The sequence below is a fragment of the Arthrobacter sp. NicSoilC5 genome (assembly GCF_019977395.1).
GTDB lineage: Bacteria > Actinomycetota > Actinomycetes > Actinomycetales > Micrococcaceae > Arthrobacter.
Genome location: NZ_AP024660.1, coordinates 1253509 through 1270777, shown reverse-complemented (window position 1 = coordinate 1270777; position 17269 = coordinate 1253509). Strand labels below are relative to the sequence as shown.

Below are 17269 nucleotides of genomic sequence, written 5' to 3'. Positions count from 1 at the left end.
GCGCTGTTTGCCGCGGCGTTTTTCTGCACTGTCAGTGGCTGCCGATAGCTTAGGAACATGCGGTTACTTCACACCTCGGACTGGCACCTGGGCCGTTCCTTCCACGGCGTCGGAATGCTGGATGCCCAGCGGGCCTTCGTTGACCAGTTGGTGGCGGCGGTTGAGCGGGACAGCGTCGACGTCGTCCTGATCGCCGGCGACGTCTATGACCGGGCGCTCCCGGGCGTGGACGTGGTCCACCTTCTTGACGACGCCCTGGTCCGGCTCACTGCCGCAGGCGCGAAAGTGGTCCTCACCAGCGGCAACCACGACTCCGCCATCCGCCTGGGGTTCGCCTCCCGGCTGCTGGAACGTGGGGGAGTGCACCTGCGCACCAGGGTGGAGGACCTGGACCAGCCCCTGCTGCTGCCGCTGGGAACGGATGCGGCCGGGAAGGAGGCGACGCTGGCGCTCTACGGCATCCCGTGGCTTGAGCCCAGGATGGTCGCCGAACAGCTGGGGGTGGAAACGGCAAGCCATTTCGAGGTCACCCGCGCCGCGACCGGACTGATCCGGGAAGACATCGCCCGGCGCGCCGCGTCTGGCACCGTCCACTCAGTGGTCCTGGCCCATACCTTCGCCAGCGGAGGCATCAGTTCAGACAGCGAGCGGGACCTCAGCATTGGCGGCGTGGGAGCTGTTCCTTTGGACCTCTTCGACGGGTTCAGCTATACCGCGCTGGGCCACCTGCATGGCCGGCAGAAGCTGTCCGGTTCCGTCAGGTATTCGGGGTCGCCGCTGGCCTATTCCTTTTCGGAGTCCACGCACCAGAAGGGCGCCTGGCTGGTGGAGATCGGCCCGGAGGGCGTCGCGTCGGTGGCGGAAGTCCTCTGGGAGGCCCCGCGTTCGCTGGCCGTTCTCCGCGGACCGCTGGAGGATCTCCTGGGGGATCCGGCCCATGCATGGGCTGAAACCGCCTATTGCCAGGTCACCCTTACCGATTCCCAGCGCCCCACCCGTGCCATGGAACGGCTGCGCGCCAGGTTCCCTGACACGCTGGTCCTTGCCTTTGATCCCCAAGGCGCCACTGCCGCCACGGAGGCCAGCTACAGCAGCAGGCTCGCAGGCGCCCCGGACGACCTCGCCGTCTGCTGCGGGTTCCTGGACCACGTGCGGGGAAGGAGCGCTGACCCGGCGGAAAGGACCGCGCTCGCGGCCGCGCTGGAGAACGTCAGGCTCCTGGAGGTGTCGCGGTGAGGATCCACCATCTGCGCATTTCGGCGTTCGGGCCCTTTGCCGGAACCGAGGACATCGATTTTGACCGGCTCAGCGCACACGGACTGTTCCTGCTGAACGGGCCCACCGGCGCCGGCAAAACCAGCGTGCTTGATGCCATCTGCTTTGCGCTCTACGGCTCCGTTCCGGGGGCACGGCAGGACGGCAAGCGGCTGCGCAGCGACCATGCCGAGCCCGGGCAGGACCCCGCCGTTACCTGTGAATTTTCCGCCCAGGGCCGCCGCTTCGAAGTGACCCGGTCCCCGGCGTGGGAGAAGCCCAGTACCCGCGGAAAGAACGGCTTCACGGTCCAGCAGGCCAAGACGCTGCTCCGCGAACGGGTGGGCGGGGCCTGGGTGGAGAAGTCTGCCCGCAACGATGAAGCGGGCGCGGAGATCATGGCCTTGTTGGGCATGGACCGCGAACAGTTCACCCGGGTGGTGATGCTGCCGCAGGGTGATTTCGCTGCCTTCCTTCGCTCCAAGGCTGCTGACCGGCTGGACCTGCTGCAGAAGCTTTTCGGTACCCAGAGGTTTGAAGCCCTGGAACAGGAACTGTCACGGCAGGCCGCCGCCGCGCGGGAGGACGTGGCCGTGCTGTCCGGCCAACTCGGCATCCTGGCCGCGCGTGCCGAAACCGAGGCCGCCCCGCTCCAGCTTCCCGAGGAGGAGGCGCCGCCGGCGGACGACATCCCCCGCCGCCTTGATTGGCTGCAGGCGTCTGCTGCCGTGCGCCTGGCGGAACTCACGGAGCGGGCCGCCGCCGCTGAGGCTGTGAACCAGGCGCGCCGCACAGAGGCTGAGCAGGAGGCTGCCCGCCATGAACGGCACCGCAAACTCGCAGCCGCGACAGCACGGCAAAAGGCCGTCGAGGCAGGGGCGGCGCAGCGGGAACAAACCAGCGCCCGGCTTGGGCGGCACCGCCAGGCAGAGGTTCTTCACGGGCAACTGCAGGCTGTGGACGCTGCAGCTGCCAAAGTCCGTGCCGCCGCCGCGGCCGCCGAATCAGCCATGACGTTGCTCCGCCTGGCCGCCGGGGACGGCGGCGAACTGGCCCAGCTCGGCAGTGGACCGGCAGAGAGTGCCGATGCCAGCCCCGGAACCGCAAAAGACGCCTGGGGGAGCATGCCGGGGGCTCCGGAGGAACTGGGCCGCCTGCGATCGCTGCTGGCCGTCGTCGAGGCACGGCTGCCCGACGAGGACAGGTTCCAGGAGCTGCGGAAGCGGCACCAAGGCCTCACCGGCAGGCTGGGTGAGCTGGAGCTCGCCGTGGAGACACTGGGCCGGCGCACCGAGCGCCTGGTGGCGGAACGCGAACAGCTGGCCAACGGCATGGACCAGCTGGAGGCCCGTTCGGTGGAAGCTGCGCTGCGGCGCAAGGAAGCTGCTGCGGCGGCGGAGCTGCTGGACGTCGTCCGGCGGCACGGGACAGCCATCGAACGCAGGGACCGGGTCAAGAGCCGCCACGGCGACTCGCGGGAGAACCTCCTCGAGGCCAAACGCCGCTGGCTGGACCTGCGGGAGGAACGGCTGGCCAACGCTGCATCGGAACTGGCAGCGGGGCTGGTTGCCGGGGAACCCTGCCCCGTCTGCGGAAGCGGACATCATCCCGGCCCGGCGGATGCGGGAACCGGAGGCCCGGCCCTGGCCCAGGATGAGGAACGGGCCCACGGTCTGTACGAAGCCGCCGAGGCAGCCCATGCCCTGGTCGCCGCAGACCTTGCCGAGGCAGAGCAGGCAGTGGCGGTCCTCGCCGGTCAAGGTGGGACTACCCCCGTGCAGGAGGCCCGCTCCGGCGCGGAGGAGGCCCTTGCTGCGGCGGCGGACGCCGAGCAGGCTGCGGAGGAGCTGCAGGACAGGCGGCAGCGGCTGGACGCCCTGGACGCCGCCCTTACCCAGGCGCGGGCCACGCTGTCCGAAACGGAAGTGGAGCTGTCCCGGACGGCAGCGTCCCTTGCCGACCTGGCCGAACAGATTGCGTCGCTGGACACGGCGCTTACCGGCCTCCGGGGCGGCCACCGCAGCCTGGAACGCCGGCTGCGGGCACTTGAGGAGGCCGTGGCTGTACTGGACAAAGCCGTCGAAGCGCAGGCGCGGCTGGATATGGCCCGGCTGCAGGCCGCCGAAGCACAGGAACACCTGGAACTGGCCCTGCCAGATGCCGGCTTCGCAAGCGCCGACGATGCCCGCAGCCAGCTCCTCGGGCCCGCTGAACTGGCAGCCCTCGAGTCCGCCGTCCGTGCAGCCCAGGACGAGGCAGCCCGCGTGGCAGGGCTGTTTGAGTCGGAGGACATTGTGCTCGCCCTGGACGAAGCCGCCGGCGGCTTCACAGCGGATGAGGAGCGGCTGGCGGCGCTGCGCCTGGACGCGGCGACAGCCAGGAATGTGGCGCGCGAAGCCGATCTGGCTGCCGGCATGGCTGCCCGCTGCCTGGCGTCGTTGAAGTCCATCGCCGCCGAATATGCAGCGCTGGCCGGCTCCTCGCGCGAGCCGGCGGAGCGTGCGCAGATGCTTGCCGGGTTGGCCGATGCCGCCGCTGGCCGGGGCGAAAACACTTACCGGATGAGCCTGACCAGCTACGTGCTGGCCGCGCGGCTGGAGCAGGTGGCCCTCGCGGCCTCCGAACGCCTGGTGGCCATGAGCGACGGCCGCTACCTTCTCCAGCACACTGACGCCAAGGCAGCCCGCGGAGCAAAGTCAGGGCTGGGCCTGGAAGTAGTGGACCAGTGGACGGGATTCCGCCGGGACACCTCCACGCTGTCCGGAGGCGAATCCTTCATGGCCTCCCTCTCGCTGGCCCTGGGGCTCGCGGACGTGGTCCAGCAGGAATCCGGAGGGGTGGAAATCGAAACCCTGTTCGTTGACGAGGGCTTCGGGAGCCTGGACGACCAGTCCCTGGAGCAAGTCATGGATGCCCTCGAAGGACTCCGCGACGGCGGGAGGGTCGTGGGACTGGTCAGCCACGTGGCCGAAATGAAACAGCGGATCGGCACCCAACTGCAGGTGGTCAAGAACCGCAACGGCTCAACCCTGCGGATCTCCGAAAGCCTCGACGCCCTCCTCTGACCAACCCCTGCCTATCCTCTGCGCAACCCCTGACGGGGGCCGATATACTGATCGGTGTTACCGGGTTGCGCGCATCGGGAGGAGGGACGATGCGCACGTACTGAACGAGCCCCGACGTGACACCACAAACCACCCCCTCATCCACCGGCACCGCCCCTGTCCAGGCATCTCCATCCCGGGAAACCCTTGACCCGGACATGACGGAAGCGGCAGCGCGGGGACGCTTTACCCGCCTTCCCCAACTGGCCGGCAGGGGTTTCATTCCCCTTGGCCTCTTTGCGCGGCTTCCCCTGGCCATGCTGGCCATGGGCACGCTCACCCTGGCCACATCCGCCAGCGGCTCCTTTGCGGCCGGTGGAGCCGCAGCAGGCGCCGTTGGTATCGGGTCCGCGTTGGGGGCTCCCGTGCTGGGATCCCTTGCGGACAGGCGGGGACAGCGGCCGGTCCTGTTGCTGGCGGCCGTATTCAACACAGTGGCCGTGCTGGCCCTGGTCCTCGCCGCCCATACCGCTGGCGTTTCGGGCGGTTTCCTGCCCGCTGTCCTTGCGGCTGCCTTCGCGGCCGGTGCCACCTGCCCACAGGTTGGGCCCCTGGCCCGGGTCAGGTGGATGTCGCTCACGGCCGACGCCGGAGATCCAACGGCATCATCCGGTGGGGCTGCCCGTGACCTGGACACAGCGCTTTCCTACGAGAGTACGGCCGACGAGGTGACTTTTGTCCTGGGACCGGCCCTGGTGGGGATCCTGGCCAGCCTTGTGGCGCCGTGGCTTCCGCTGGTCCTGGCAGCGGCGATGACCATCATTTTGGTGCCTCTCTTCGCCGTTCATCCAACCCACCGGGCTGTCCCCGCCAGCCGGCCGGCGGCACCCGGGACCCGCAAGGATGCTGCGCACGGCAGTAAGCTGCCGTGGACCGTGGCACTGCCCGTCCTTGCCATGGCCTGCATGGGCACATTCTTTGGTTCCACCCAGGCCGCCCTGAGCGCCTTCTCTGCCGGGCTTGCCGGCGCGGAAATCGCCGGGCTGCTGTATGCCGTCATGGGCCTCAGTTCCGCCGCCGCGGCGCTCTCGGTTGCATACTGGCCGCGCCGTGCGGGACTGGCGCTGCGCTGGGTGTCCTGCGCGGTCCTGATGGCAGGTCTCGCGGTCCTGCTGCTGGTACCGTCATCGCTGCCCATGATGGCGGCAGTCCTGCTGGTCCTGGGACTCCCGGTGGGTCCCGTCATGGTTACCGTCTTCGCCGTGGGCGGGAAAGTGGCACCCGCCGGCAGGCTCGGCACCGTGATGACTGCGCTGGCCAGCGGCATTGTCGCCGGTACAGCCATCGGGTCCTCTGTTGGGGGACAGCTGGCCCAGCTCCAGGGGGCCGGAGCCGCGTTCCTCGTCCCGGTCTTCGCGGCGGCGGCGCTGGCCGTGCTCGGCGCGGGAACCGCCGTCGTCCTCCGCCGCAAAGCCTGACACGGCACGTCCCTGCGGGCGGCGCCGGTCCGCTACGGCGTTACTCCGGCAGAGCGGTTACGCCAGCTGGCGCTCGATCCTCGCCGCACTTTCGGCGATGGCAGCTCCCACGGCATCCGGATCATGGGCGGAACGGATATAGACCACTGCAAGTGCAGCCGGACGCCCACCCGGCACCCGCACCGGTGCTGCCAGCGATGAGACCCCGGCGATCACCTCGTCGTGGCTGGCCGAGTAGCCTTTCCGGCGTGCCTCCGCAGCCTCCGGGCGGTACGGCACGCCGGTGGCCAACCGGTCCCATTCCTCCTCCGAGAGGGCGGACTGGATGGCGATCCCGGGGGCGCCGGCATTGATGGGGTGCCGTGTGCCCGGGTGCTGGGCAACGGTTGCGCCGGAATGCCTCGGCTCGACCGTGACGAGCGTAATGCAGTCATGGTGGTCCCACACCGCCACGAATGCAGTCATGTTCAGGGAGTTCGCCAGCTGGGTAAGTTCGGGCAACGCGGCGCTCTGCAGGTTGCGCGACACGCCCCGTGCCAGGACCGCCAGGCCGGGGCCCGGCTGGACCCGTCCGGCATCATCGCGCACCAGCAGCGAATGGTCTTCGAGGGTGCGCAGGATCCGGTAAGCCACCGACCGGTGGACACCCATGGCATCGGCAAGCTCAGCGATGGTCAGCGGGCCAGGGGCGGCTGCCAGGATTTCGAGGGCGCGGATGCCGCGCGAGAGGGTCTGGGACGGCGAAGCGTGTGCCGCCGCTCCCGTCCCGGCTGCGGCTGCTGGAGGAGTCATGATGTCCATCCTAGGTTGGCGGCCCCGGAGTTCTATGACTCTTGTCCCAGCCACTCGCTGCCGGTAGTGTCCTTTATACGAACTTGCAGTTCAAATATAGAACTTCTGTTCCGGTTGCCGTTCACCGCAAATATTGACCATTCCGTGTCCCGCATCACACTTTCCGTAGTACCCTACTAACTAACTGACCGTTCTGTCGGTAATTCTGAAGGCGTACGGGCAGCACTGCTGCCCAATGAACAATGGAGTTTCAATGACCACACCTTCCAAGGTGGATACGCTCGCCGGTCCCAGCAGCCGGCGGGAGGAGCGCAAGGTCCTCGCCGGCACCCTCGTCGGCACCACGATCGAGTGGTACGACTTCTTCATCTTTGCCCAGCTGACCGCAACGCTGCTGTCACCGCTGTTCCTGGCACCGCTGAACGAGTCCAACCCGGGCCTGGCGCAGATCCTTTCCTTTGCCCTCATCGGCATCAGCTTCCTGTTCCGCCCCCTCGGCGCAGTTATCGCCGGGCACCTGGGTGACCGCCTGGGGCGGAAGGCAATGCTGGTCTTCACCCTCGTGATGATGGGCGCGGCCACCGCCCTCATCGGCATGCTGCCCACCTACGCGCAGATCGGGGCCTGGGCCCCCGTGCTGCTGATCCTGCTGCGGGTTATCCAGGGCTTCTCGGCCGGCGGTGAATGGGGCGGAGCCGCCCTCATGGCCGTCGAGCATGCGCCGGTGAACCGGCGCGGCCTCTTCGGTGCCTACCCGCAGATCGGTGTGCCCGTGGGCATGATCCTCGCCACCGGCCTCCTGTTCTTCCTCAACACCGGCATGTCCAAGGAAGACTTCGCTGCCTGGGGCTGGCGTGTGCCGTTCCTGCTCTCCATCGTCCTGATCGTGGTGGGCTACCTCATCCGCCGCGCGGTCGCCGAGAGCCCGGTCTTCCAGGAGATGGCCCTGCGGAAGAAGGAAAGCAAAGCACCGCTGGGTGAGCTGGTCCGGAACCACAAGCTGCCCGTCCTGTACTCCACCCTGATCTTCATCGGCAACAATGCAGCGGGCTACCTGCTGATTGCGTTCTTCATCTCCTACGCCACCAAGACCCTGAAGATGCCCACACCGCAGATCCTCCTGGCCACCACACTGGCATCCTTCGGCTGGCTGATCTTCACCCTGGTGGGCGGATGGCTGTCGGACCGCATCGGCCGCGTCAAGACCTTCCTGATCGGCTACGCCATTGTCTTTGCGTGGATGATCCCCATGTTTGCCCTGATCGACACCAAGGACATCATGCTCTACGGCCTCGCCCTGTTCGTCCTGACGATCGGCCTGGGCCTGTCCTACGGACCCATGTCCGCCATGTACGCAGAGATGTTCCCCGCCAACGTCCGGTACTCCGGCATCTCCATCGGGTACGCCTTCGGCGCCATCCTGGGCGGCGCCTTCGCAGCAACCATCGCGGAGACCCTGCTGCAGTCCACCAAATGGACCGGTTCCATCGGTATCTACATCATGATCCTCTGCGTCATTTCCGCCGTCGGCGTGGTGCTGGCCAAGGAGACCAAGGGCCGCCCGCTCGGCGTCAGCAGCCACCACTGATCCCACCGGCACCCTGACCCCGCCAAGATCAGCGAAGCCGCATGCACCAGCAGCCCGGACCGCCAGGTCCGGGCTGCTGGTGCATGCGGGGTAAGTCTGCCGACTGCCCGGGAGGTCCGTGCCGCCTAAACGCCCAGGAATGAAATGGCGGCCTGCTTGAACGCCCTGCTGGTGATGGCGTTGGTGTGGTTCCGGCCGGGCAGGACCAGTTGCTCGGCCATGGAGCCGGCACTTCGGGCCAGTTCGGCGAGCCTGGGCAGGGTGTGGGCCCGCTCGTCCTTGTCGCCCACCACCAGCAGCATGGGAACGTGGGGTACCGCTTCGGAGGGGTCGTAGGGTTCCGCTTTGATGGCCTCCACCAGGGACAGCAGGGCGAAGATGTTGTTGCTCGGCAGCAGCAGGGCCATTTTGAGCAGCTGGGCGGTGGATTCGTCGTTGATCGGCGTGCCGTCCGCCAGGTAGTCCTGGGCGGCCCGAAGGTCGAATGCGGCCAGGGGGTCGGCGTCGTTGGGCCCGCCGAGCACCAGCCGGTGCACCAACTCCGGCTGGGTCGCGGCGAACTCCCACGCGAGCCGGGACCCCAGGGAATAACCCACTACGTCCAGCCCGCTGGCAGGGTCGCCGTCGTGCAGGGGGCGCGCTCCGGCGTCGAACGCTGCCTGGAGCAGGTCCGCCCTGATTTTGCTGGGGGAGTAGGAATCCCGGTCCTCCGGCGCGCCGCTGCGGCCGTGGCCCGGCAGGTCAACGGTAATAACCCGGCGGCCGGCGTCAAGCAGGGCCGACACCCAGCCAGTGTCCTCCCAGTTGAGTTTGGAGGAGGAGGAAAAGCCGTGCAGCAGCAGGACCGGCCGGAGGCCGGCGTCGCTGGCGGGTTCATGGACCGCCACGTACAGCTGCGGGTCGGTCCCTTCAACGGTGTGCGCCTGCTGCTGTCCGGTGTGCCTGCCGCTCATGGTGTCAGTTCCCCAATCAGGTACGGCGCCTGGGCGGGCCCGGCGCGTCGGTGCGTCTTCCTTGGAAAGGTACGCTCCACTCTACCTGTTGGCGGCCCGGTTCCTGGCGGTCAGCCGGGCCCCGGCGGCGCACGCCAGCGCAATTCCGGCGATCAGGGCGAAGGTGCTGAAGAGCTGGATGCGGCTGCCCTCGGCGCTGAAACCGACGGCGAAGATGAGTCCCAGCAGGACCAGGCCCAGGATGGTCAGGCCGGGGAAGCCCCGCATCCGCAGGGGCAGCGCGGTGCCGTCCCGGTCTGCCCGCCGGCGCAGGATCAGCTGGGAGACCAGGGCACTGCCCCACACCACCAGGCACGTGGAACCCACCAGCTGGAAGAGGGCCGGCAGGATCCGTTCCGGGAACAACAGCTCCAGGACCGTGGCGATGAAACCGAAGGCCACGGAGACTGCGACCGCGAGCAGCGGCACGCCGGCATTGTTGAGCCGGGTGAGGACGCGGGGCGCCTCCCCCCGCTGCGAGAGCGAATACACCATGCGGGAGGCGCCGTAGAGGTTCGCGTTCAGCGCCGAGAGGAGTGCGACGACGGCCACGAGGGTGATGGCGGTGGAGGCGCCGGGGATCCTGGCAGCGTCCAGCACGCCGGCGAAGGGCGAGGCAAGGCTCTTGGACGTGGCGGGAAGCACGGCGGCAATGACAAAGACGGAGCCGATGTAGAACACCAGGATTCGCCACACCACGGTCCGGATGGCCTTGCCGACGCTGCGCTCGGGATCCTCGGTTTCGGCCGCGGCCACGGAGACGATCTCCGTCCCGCCGAACGCGAAGATCACCACGAACAGGGCCGCAGCAACCCCACCCAGGCCCTGGGGGGCGAAGTTTCCGGTCAGGTTTTCCGCCCCGGGGGAGTCGACGCCGGGCAGCAGGCCCAGGAGCAGGGCGGCGCCGACTGCCAGGAACAGGACGATGACGGCCACCTTGAGGATGGCGAACCAGAACTCGAACTCACCGAAGTTCCGGACGCCGGCCAGGTTGATGCCGGTGAAGACCACCATGAACAACAGCGCCAGCGCCCAGACCGGCACCACGGGCCAGACGGAGAAGAGCAGGCCGGCGGCACCCAGGGCCTCGGCCGCAATCACCACCACGAGCTGCAGCCACCACAGCCATCCGATGGTGGCTCCTGCCGTCCGGCCCAGCGCCCGCTCCGCGTACACGGAAAAAGCCCCGCTGGTGGGATGGGCAGCGGCCATCTCGCCCAGGGCCCACATCACCAGGATGATCAGCGTTCCGGCAACGAGGTAGGAAAGGAGCACTGCCGGACCGGCCGCCTGGACGCCGGCACCGGATCCCAGGAACAACCCCGCGCCGATGGCGCTGCCCAGCCCCATCATGGTGAGCTGCCGGGGCTTCATGCTGTGGCCGGCTGTGGCTTTGGTGGGGAATGTGGCGGACGTGGTCGCGCCGGACTTCGTCGTCATGGGGCAATGCACCTTCTGGGGCTGGTTGGGGGTCCGGCCTCTGGGGTCCGGGGTCCTCGTGGGACCTCTTGAATTTACCGCCTCCGGAACGCGCCCGGAAATGGACGGGAGGACGGGGGCCGCGGGATGCGGGAAGAGGGTTTCGGAGGCGGCAGGCCGCGGCCGCGACTGGGATGCAGAAATATTTCCGTTTCGGGGGCGCCCGGCCGTAGAATTAGTTTTGGTCAAGGTGACTATAACTAAGCGAAAGAACACCCGGGGGCGGTCGAGGGTGACGGAAGGCGGTGGATCGGGTGTACTACAGTTCGGCGAACGTTTCCGAGCGGCAGGCCGCGCCGCCGTCGCTGGCCATCTCCACGGTGATCTTCGCGCTGCGGCCCAGCGAGTCCTCAGGCCGGCCAACTTTGTGGCTTCCCCTCGTGCGCCGCATCCGGGAACCCTTCAAGGGGCTGTGGGCGCTGCCGGGCGGACCCCTCAGCCACGACGAGTCCCTCCAAAGCGCCGCCGCCAGGAACCTGCAGGAGACCACGGGCCTGGCGCCCCGCTACCTGGAGCAGCTGTACGCCTTCGGCGGCCTGCACCGCTCGCCCACCCAGCGCGTGGTCTCCATCGTCTACTGGGCCCTGGTCCAGCCCACGGAGGCAGCGCTCGCGGACGAATCCGAAAACGTGAAGTGGTTCCGGGCCGACCGCCTGGGTGACCTTGCCTTCGACCACAACGCCATCGTGGACTACGCCCTCTGGCGCCTCCGCAACAAGCTGGCCTACGGCTCGGTGGCCTACCACCTGCTGGGCGAGTACTTCACCCTGGCCCAGGTCCGCGAAGTCTACGAAGCCGTTTTGGACCGCCAGCTGGACCCGGCCAACTTCCGCCGCCAACTCAAATCGACCCCGGAAATCGAAGAAACCGGGGAATACCTCCAGGGCGGGAAGCACCGCCCGCCCCGCCTCTACCGCTACACCGGCCGGCCAGGCCTTGACCCAGACAACAGGAGCACACCATGAGCAGCGTCAACACGGCAATCCAGCTGATCACGCGCGAACAGGCCGAGAAGGGCGCGGCCGCTAAAGGCAGCACCTGCAGCCCGGCGCTGGCCAAGGGCCCGTGGGACTACGACCTGGCCGAGGCACTGGCGGGCGTTCCCGCCTATGGCCCGGGTGCGTCAAGTGCCGATCCTGCTCCTGCCGGCACCCCGCGCCAGGGCCAGCTGCCCGAGGAGTACAAGCGGGCCAGCGACGCCGAACTCGGCGAGCGGATCAGGGCCGCCAAGGCCGCCTTGGGGGAGCGGGCCGTCATCCTGGGCCACTTCTACCAGCGGGACGAGGTCATCCAGTACGCCGACTTCGTGGGTGATTCCTTCCAGCTCGCCAACGCCGCGCTGACCAGGCCGGAGGCGGAAGCCATCATCTTCTGCGGCGTCCACTTCATGGCCGAAACCGCGGACATCCTCTCTACCCTCGACCAGGCTGTCATCCTGCCCAACCTGGCCGCCGGATGCTCCATGGCCGACATGGCGGACGCGGATTCCGTGGAGGAGTGCTGGGAACAGCTCGCGGAGATCTTCGGCGCCGAGCCCGACGCCGAGGGCCGGGTCCCGGTCATTCCCGTGACCTACATGAACTCCTCCGCAGCCCTGAAGGCGTTCTGCGGTGAACACGGCGGCATCGTCTGCACCTCCTCGAATGCAAAGACGGTCTTGGAGTGGGCTTTCCAGCGGGGCCAGCGGGTCCTGTTCTTTCCCGACCAGCACCTGGGCCGCAACACGGCCAAGGCCCTGGGGGTGCCCCTGGACCAGATGCCCATGTGGAACCCCCGCAAGGACCTGGGCGGCAACGACGAACAGGCGCTCCTTGACTCCCGCGTGATCCTCTGGCACGGGTTCTGCTCCGTCCACAAGCGCTTCAGCGTGGCCCAGATCGACAAGGCCCGGGCGGACTTCCCCGGTGTCCAGGTCATCGTGCACCCGGAATGCCCCATGGAGGTGGTGGACGCCGCGGATTCCGCCGGCTCCACGGACTTCATCAAGAAGGCCATCGCCGCCGCCACCGAGCCCACCACGTTCGCCATCGGCACCGAAATCAATATGGTCAACCGGCTGGCCGCAGAGTACCCGCAGCACACCATCTTCTGCCTGGACCCGGTGATCTGCCCGTGCTCCACCATGTACCGGATCCACCCCGGCTACCTCGCCTGGGTACTGGAGGAACTGGTGGCCGGCCGCGTGGTCAACCGCATCACCGTGGACCACAACGTGCAGGCCAACGCCAGGACGGCGCTCGAGCGCATGCTCGCCGCGAGGCCGTGATGACGCGCCGCCTGGCCGTCGTCGGAAGCGGCATCGCAGGGCTCTACGCCGCACTGCTTGCCTCCGATGCCGGCGCGGACGTGGTGCTGCTGACCAAGGGCGCGCTGGACCACAGCAACACCTGGTACGCGCAGGGCGGCATTTCGGCCGTTCTCGCCGAACCTGCACCTGGGGACACCGTTGCCGCGCACATCGCCGACACCCTGCGCGCCGGGGCCGGGCACTGCAACGAGGCCGCAGTCCGGCTGATGTGCACGGAGGCGCGGCGGGACATTGCCGGCCTCCAGCGCTACGGTGTTGCCTTCGATGCGGGCCACGCCGGGGCGGTGACGGCCGGGGCCACGCACGACGGCGGCCCGGCCCTTGGGCTCGAAGCAGCCCACAGTGCCCCGCGGATCCTGCATGCAGGAGGAGACGCCACAGGTGCACGCGTCGCCGGGGCGCTGATCCAGGCCGTCCTGTCGCGGCGGGATGACGGGAAGCTCACCATTCTCACGCACGCCCAGGCCACCGCCCTGGTGACCCGGGACGGGCAGGTGGCAGGAGTCCACTACCTCCAGGACGGCCGGCCCGCGGACCTGGATGCGGATGCCGTCCTGCTTGCCTCGGGGGGAGCAGGACAACTGTTTGCCCAAACCACCAACCCCGCTGTTGCCACCGCCGACGGACTGGCGCTCGCCGTCCGCGCCGGAGCGGCAGTGGCAGACCTCGAGTTCTTCCAGTTCCACCCCACCTGCCTGGTCAGCTCCGCCACGGCGCACCCGGCCCGGCTGGACGGGCCACTGCTGATCTCCGAAGCCGTCCGCGGCGAAGGAGCCATCCTGCTGGACTCCGGCGGACGCCGCTTCATGCAGGCCTACCACCCCGATGCCGAACTGGCGCCCCGCGACGTCGTATCCCGCAGCATCGCCCTCCACCTGGCCAAGCTGGGCGATCCCAACGGCCACGTCTACCTCGACGCCCGGGGTGTCGAGCAGGCCAAGGGCGCGGGCTTCCTCCGGCAAAGGTTCCCCACCCTCACCCGCAAAACCCTCGACGCCGGCATCGACTGGACCCGCGAACTGGTTCCCGTCGCTCCCGCAGCCCACTACTGGATGGGCGGCGTCACCACCGACCTCTCCGCCCGCACCACCGTTCCGGGCCTTTACGCCGCCGGGGAGGTCGCGTGCACCGGCGTCCAAGGGGCAAACCGGCTGGCCAGCAACTCCCTCCTCGAGGGACTCGTCTTCGGCCGCCGCGCTGTTGAAGACTTTCTGGAGGGCAGCTCCGCAGGTCCCTCGGCGCCTGCGCTCGCGCCTCGCACCGGCGAACGCCTCGCAAGCTCGGCGGCCGATGCGGACGCTCACGCGACAACGGCGCTTTCGGGACCTCCGAAACTGCCGCACGATTCCGCACCCCTGCCGCGAAACGCGAGTACGCACGTCACCGTCCTTGCTGGTTTTGAAGGTGCGGGCGGGTCTGGGCCGTTTTCCCGGGAGGCTCTACGCCGCCTCATGACCTCGCACGCCGGAGTGCTGCGCTCCGGGCAATTGTTGGCCGAGGCCGGCCGGACGCTTGAGTCCTGGGCCGCCGTCGTCCGTCCTGATGCCGTTGAGTCCGCTGCTGACCCTGTTGCCTGCGAGAACCGGAACCTCCTGCTGGCCGCGCAGCTGCTGGTGGGCGCTGCCCTCAAACGCTGTGAATCACTGGGGGCGCATTATCGCAGCGACGAACCCGTCGAAACTGACAACCCGACTTCCCTCCGCCCGAAAGCGAGCCTGCTCCATGACTGAACCCGCCGTGATCGACCAGGCCGTGTTTCGGCGCCCACCGCTGGACCTTACCCTTCCGTCGGCCCCCGTCAGGGACATCCTGGAGCGGGCCTTCGCCGAGGACGCACCCTCCGGCGACATCACCTCGCAGCTGCTCATCCCCGCCGGTGCCCGCGCCACCGCCGTCCTGAACGCCCGCGTGCCGGGCGTCCTTAGCGGAGCCACCGTCTTCCGCGACGCCATGGAGCTGGTGGACCCCGCCACGCAGGTGGAGTTGCTGGTGGCGGACGGGGAATCGTTCGACGCCGGAATGCACCTTGCGCGGGTCACCGGCAGTGCCCGCTCGGTGCTGCTGGCAGAACGCGTGGCGCTCAACCTTGTCCAGCGGATGTCCGCCATCGCCACGAAGACCGCCGAATTCGTGCGGCTCGCCGAGGGCACCCGGGCCCGCATCACCGATACGCGCAAGACCACCCCCGGCCTGCGCATCCTGGAACGGTTCGCGGTCCGTTGCGGCGGCGGTGCAAACCACCGGTACAGCCTCTCCGACGCCGTGCTGGCCAAGGACAACCACCTTGCCGTGATGACCGGCGGGGACCCGGCCAAGCTCACGGCCCTCCTCCTGGCCGCCAAGGCACAGCTGGGACACACTACCCACTTCGAAGTCGAGGTGGACCGCATGGAACAAATCGAACCCGTGCTGGCCGCTGGCGTGGACACCATCATGCTGGACAACTTCAGCATCGAAGAGCTCACAGCCGGGGTTGCCCTCGTGGCCGGACGTGCCCGGGTGGAGGCCAGCGGCAACGTGAACACCGGCACGGTCGCGGCCATCGCGGCCACTGGTGTGGATGTCATCTCCGTTGGCGCACTCACCCACTCCGTGGCCGCGCTGGACCTGGGCCTCGACGTCGAACTGGCCGCCGGGTGAGGCTGCCGTGATCTTCCTTGACGCCGCCGCCACCACCCCGGTCCGCCGTGAGGTGCTGGACGCCATGTGGCCCTACCTCACCGGTGGATTCGGGAACCCCTCCAGCCACCACACCCTGGGCGAGGCGGCGGCCGCGGCTCTCGCGCAGGCGCGGAGGGCCGTGGCGGATGTCCTTGGCTGCCGGCAAGGCGACGTGGTGTTCACCTCGGGTGGAACCGAAGCGGACAACCTGGCGGTAAAAGGCATTGCCCTGGCCCGGCAGGCGGCAAACCCGCTGCTGGACCGGGTGGTGATCAGCGCCGTCGAACACCCCGCCGTGGAGGAATCCGCCCGCTACCTGGAGCGCTTCCACGGCTTTACCGTCGACGTGGTCCCGGTGGATTCAACCGGCCGCGTCACGCCCGAAGCACTTGCCCGGGTGCTGCGCCCGGAAACCGCGCTGGTGAGCATCATGTACGCCAACAACGAGGTGGGAACCATCCAACCCATCGCCGGGCTGGCGGAACTGGCCCGCGCCCAGGGCATCCCGTTCCACACCGACGCCGTCCAGGCCGCCGGCTGGCTGCCGCTCGACACCCGCCCGCTGGGCGTGGATGCGATGAGCATCTCGGGGCACAAGCTGGGCGCACCCAAAGGCTGCGGAGTGCTGTTTGTCCGGAGCCGTACGCGCCTGGAACCGGTCATCCACGGCGGCGGCCAGGAGCGGGGCCGCCGGTCCGGAACGGAAAATGTTGCCGGCGCGGTGGGGCTCGCCGCCGCCCTCACGCTTGCCCGGGACCGGCAGGCAGGGGAGCAGGCAAGGGTTGCAGCGCTGCGGGACCGGTTCATTGCAGCCGTCCTGGCAGGCGTGCCGGATGCCGTCCTCACCGGGCATCCGTCCGAGCGGCTGCCATCAGTGGCGTCGTTTTGCTTCCCCGGTACCAGCGGCGAGTCGGTGCTCCTCGAGCTGGAACGCCGCGGCGTGGTCTGCTCCAGCGGCTCGGCATGCGCCGCGGGCTCGGACGCGCCGTCGGCCGTGCTCACCGCCATGGGTATTCCGGCAGAGGTGGCCCAGACGGCGGTCCGCTTCAGCTTCGACGCCGCGGTGACGCAGGAGGACCTCGACGCTGCCGCGGCTGCCGTCCAGGCGGCCGTCGCCGGGGTCAGGAACCTGGGAGCGGGCCAGGGCCGGTAGCCCCCGGACGACCCTAGCGGTGGCGCGCGCGGCGGAAAATCCAGTGCCGCAGCATGCTGAAGCGCACGGCGGTGGCCAGGAAGCCGGAAAGCGTGGTGGCCACCAGTTCGTCACCCACGGTGGCGTCCGGGTTGAACCAGTGCAGCACGCCCAGGCTGCTGCCGGTGATCACCAAGGCCACGGCAATCACCACCAGGCCGTTGAGGTGGTCGCGGGTTCGGCGTTGCTGGCCGGCAATCTTGAAGGTCAGCCGCCGGTTCAGGGCCGTGTTCAGCAGCGATGTGAGGACCAGCGCCACGGCGTTGGCCAACTGGGCGCCCAGCCACGGCCGCAGCAGCGCGTAAAGCCCCAGGGACGCCGCGGTGCAAATAACCCCGACGCCGGAAAAACGCAGCAGCTGCCGGATGACCGGAAAGCGCAGGACACCACGGTAGTGCCTGGTGGCGGGAAAGCGCCGGGTAGCGGTCTCCGTGGCGGCGGGTGCGGACAGGCCCTCCCTCACGCGGCGTTACCGGGGACG

Annotated in this window: 13 protein-coding genes; 9 read left to right on the top strand and 4 right to left on the bottom strand. The window is 68.7% G+C overall.

The window, feature by feature from the left end:
* Positions 1 to 57 precede the first annotated feature (57 nt).
* From LDO22_RS05935 to LDO22_RS05925, 3 genes are all read left to right on the top strand, one after another.
* A complete protein-coding gene (locus tag LDO22_RS05935) occupies positions 58 to 1236 on the top strand; it encodes an exonuclease SbcCD subunit D (RefSeq protein WP_224026452.1) in 1179 nt (392 codons plus the stop codon).
* Positions 1233 to 4319, top strand: coding sequence for an SMC family ATPase (locus tag LDO22_RS05930; RefSeq protein ID WP_224026451.1), 3087 nt, complete (start codon positions 1233 to 1235; stop codon positions 4317 to 4319). Before LDO22_RS05935 ends, LDO22_RS05930 begins: the two co-directional genes overlap by 4 nt.
* Positions 4320 to 4516: 197 nt before the next feature.
* Positions 4517 to 5776, top strand: coding sequence for an MFS transporter (locus LDO22_RS05925; RefSeq protein ID WP_224027171.1), 1260 nt, complete (start codon positions 4517 to 4519; stop codon positions 5774 to 5776).
* 57 nt (positions 5777 to 5833) lie between these two features.
* Here LDO22_RS05925 and LDO22_RS05920 read toward each other — a convergent pair whose 3' ends face one another.
* A complete protein-coding gene (locus tag LDO22_RS05920; RefSeq protein WP_224026450.1) occupies positions 5834 to 6568 on the bottom strand; it encodes an IclR family transcriptional regulator in 735 nt (244 codons plus the stop codon).
* A 253-nt stretch (positions 6569 to 6821) separates the two neighbouring features.
* Here LDO22_RS05920 and LDO22_RS05915 point away from each other — a divergent pair, with 253 nt between their 5' ends.
* Positions 6822 to 8156 carry an MFS transporter gene (locus LDO22_RS05915; protein WP_224026449.1) on the top strand — a complete coding sequence of 445 codons (1335 nt, stop codon included), beginning with the start codon at positions 6822 to 6824 and terminating at the stop codon, positions 8154 to 8156.
* A gap of 125 nt (positions 8157 to 8281) precedes the next feature.
* On the opposite strand, the gene LDO22_RS05910 is transcribed toward LDO22_RS05915, so the two are convergent.
* Together LDO22_RS05910 and LDO22_RS05905 are read right to left on the bottom strand one after the other, a co-directional pair.
* Positions 8282 to 9109: an alpha/beta fold hydrolase gene (locus LDO22_RS05910; RefSeq protein ID WP_224026448.1), complete on the bottom strand. Its 828-nt coding sequence runs from the start codon at positions 9107 to 9109 to the stop codon at positions 8282 to 8284.
* An 81-nt stretch (positions 9110 to 9190) separates the two neighbouring features.
* Entirely contained in the window at positions 9191 to 10588 is a 1398-nt protein-coding gene (locus LDO22_RS05905) for an amino acid permease (RefSeq protein WP_159631682.1), read from the bottom strand.
* A 284-nt stretch (positions 10589 to 10872) separates the two neighbouring features.
* On the opposite strand from LDO22_RS05905, the gene LDO22_RS05900 reads away from it, so the two are divergent.
* From LDO22_RS05900 to LDO22_RS05880, 5 genes are read left to right on the top strand one after another with little or no spacing between them, the layout of a single operon-like run.
* Positions 10873 to 11592, top strand: a complete 720-nt coding sequence (locus LDO22_RS05900; protein WP_224026447.1) for an NUDIX domain-containing protein — start codon at positions 10873 to 10875, stop codon at positions 11590 to 11592.
* On the top strand, positions 11589 to 12893 hold the full coding sequence (gene nadA / locus LDO22_RS05895) for a quinolinate synthase NadA (protein ID WP_224026446.1): 1305 nt from the start codon (positions 11589 to 11591) through the stop codon (positions 12891 to 12893). The genes LDO22_RS05900 and nadA overlap by 4 nt, the downstream gene beginning before the upstream one ends.
* The gene (locus LDO22_RS05890; protein WP_224026445.1) at positions 12893 to 14665 is read left to right on the top strand and encodes an FAD-binding protein; all 1773 of its coding nucleotides are present in this window, start codon (positions 12893 to 12895) and stop codon (positions 14663 to 14665) included. The genes nadA and LDO22_RS05890 overlap by 1 nt, the downstream gene beginning before the upstream one ends.
* A complete protein-coding gene (gene nadC, locus LDO22_RS05885; protein ID WP_224026444.1) occupies positions 14658 to 15575 on the top strand; it encodes a carboxylating nicotinate-nucleotide diphosphorylase in 918 nt (305 codons plus the stop codon). The genes LDO22_RS05890 and nadC overlap by 8 nt, the downstream gene beginning before the upstream one ends.
* Positions 15576 to 15582: 7 nt before the next feature.
* Positions 15583 to 16749, top strand: a complete 1167-nt coding sequence (locus tag LDO22_RS05880; protein ID WP_224027170.1) for a cysteine desulfurase family protein — start codon at positions 15583 to 15585, stop codon at positions 16747 to 16749.
* A 13-nt stretch (positions 16750 to 16762) separates the two neighbouring features.
* Here LDO22_RS05880 and LDO22_RS05875 read toward each other — a convergent pair whose 3' ends face one another.
* On the bottom strand, positions 16763 to 17251 hold the full coding sequence (locus tag LDO22_RS05875; RefSeq protein ID WP_159631687.1) for a GtrA family protein: 489 nt from the start codon (positions 17249 to 17251) through the stop codon (positions 16763 to 16765).
* Between the last annotated feature and the right edge of the window lie 18 nt (positions 17252 to 17269).

What these genes read in the sequence shown, in the direction of transcription:
- LDO22_RS05935 (WP_224026452.1), top strand. Translation starts at nt 58, where the DNA reads ATGCGGTTACTTCACACCTCGGACTGGCACCTGGGCCGTTCCTTCCAC.
- nadA (WP_224026446.1), top strand. Translation starts at nt 11,589, where the DNA reads ATGAGCAGCGTCAACACGGCAATCCAGCTGATCACGCGCGAACAGGCC.
- LDO22_RS05920 (WP_224026450.1), bottom strand. Translation starts at nt 6,568, where the DNA reads ATGACTCCTCCAGCAGCCGCAGCCGGGACGGGAGCGGCGGCACACGCT.
- LDO22_RS05915 (WP_224026449.1), top strand. Translation starts at nt 6,822, where the DNA reads ATGACCACACCTTCCAAGGTGGATACGCTCGCCGGTCCCAGCAGCCGG.
- LDO22_RS05890 (WP_224026445.1), top strand. Translation starts at nt 12,893, where the DNA reads ATGACGCGCCGCCTGGCCGTCGTCGGAAGCGGCATCGCAGGGCTCTAC.
- LDO22_RS05905 (WP_159631682.1), bottom strand. Translation starts at nt 10,588, where the DNA reads ATGACGACGAAGTCCGGCGCGACCACGTCCGCCACATTCCCCACCAAA.
- LDO22_RS05925 (WP_224027171.1), top strand. Translation starts at nt 4,517, where the DNA reads ATGACGGAAGCGGCAGCGCGGGGACGCTTTACCCGCCTTCCCCAACTG.
- nadC (WP_224026444.1), top strand. Translation starts at nt 14,658, where the DNA reads ATGACTGAACCCGCCGTGATCGACCAGGCCGTGTTTCGGCGCCCACCG.
- LDO22_RS05910 (WP_224026448.1), bottom strand. Translation starts at nt 9,109, where the DNA reads ATGAGCGGCAGGCACACCGGACAGCAGCAGGCGCACACCGTTGAAGGG.